General features: G+C 74.6%; 1 pseudogene. It reads right to left on the reverse strand.

From position 1 onward, the window contains the following. Nucleotides 1-236 (reverse strand): annotated as a pseudogene (locus MKL09_RS26475) (ATP-binding cassette domain-containing protein); the annotation flags it as partial. Nucleotides 237-354: the final 118 nt, after the last annotated feature.

The following is a 354-nucleotide window of genomic DNA, read 5'->3' on the forward strand; positions in this document are numbered from 1 at the left end:
AGGTTGACGATCTGGGCCTTCACCGAGACGTCGAGCGCCGAGACCGCCTCGTCGCAGATGATCAGGTCCGGCTCGGCGGCGAGCGCCCGGGCGATGCCGATGCGCTGGCGCTGGCCGCCCGCGAACGCATTCGGGTAGGGCGCCGCCGCCTTCGGGTCGAGGCCGATCAGGTCGAGGAGGCTCCTGGTGCGCTCCCGCGCCGCCGCTGCCGGCCCGCCGTGTGCCATCGGGCCCGCTGCAGTGCGTCGACCTCGCGGTCACCGGCGCCCTGCCCAACGCCACGCTCACCGTCGCGGACTGCAGCCGGTCCCCCGCCCATGGCTGGTTCACCACCCTCAGCCTCGCCGCCTCCAC

The organism is Methylobacterium sp. J-048 (assembly GCF_022829515.1).
Taxonomy (GTDB): Bacteria; Pseudomonadota; Alphaproteobacteria; order Rhizobiales; family Beijerinckiaceae; genus Methylobacterium.